Raw genomic sequence first — 379 nt, 5'->3', positions numbered from 1 at the left:
AACCTGTCCGCATTGGTACCGGTCGGGCCTCTCGATCACGCGGCGGGGCTGTACCGTCCGGTGCCATGAATCCTCGCCCCGTGCCGGTGCTGCCCTCCGGGGGCCGCCGGGTTGCCTTCATCGGAAAGGGTGGCGCGGGCAAGTCGACGATGCTCGCCTACCTCCTCGCTCACTGGAAGTCGTACGGCGTGCCCTGTGTCGGCATCGACACGGATGTGCCGGGAGAAGGGGAGCACGGCACCCTGTACGTCCATGCGAGCCGGGCAGACCTCGGCGTACCGGTCTACCCGGCGCCGGCGGAACCACAGATCCGCCAGGAAGCACAGCGGCTGTGCCCGGAGAAGGGCGTGTGCGTCCTCGACACCGGAGCCTGGGAGCG

General features: G+C 69.4%; 1 pseudogene. It reads left to right on the top strand.

Annotation, left to right across the window (positions count from 1 at the left end):
* Positions 1-80: 80 nt before the first annotated feature.
* A pseudogene (locus tag RNC47_RS37465) lies at positions 81-379 on the top strand (hypothetical protein); the annotation flags it as partial.

Source organism: Streptomyces millisiae, from assembly GCF_031845425.1.
GTDB lineage: Bacteria > Actinomycetota > Actinomycetes > Streptomycetales > Streptomycetaceae > Streptomyces > Streptomyces millisiae.
Note: the sequence above shows the minus strand (reverse complement) of the source record. Positions and strands in the feature narration are given on the sequence as shown.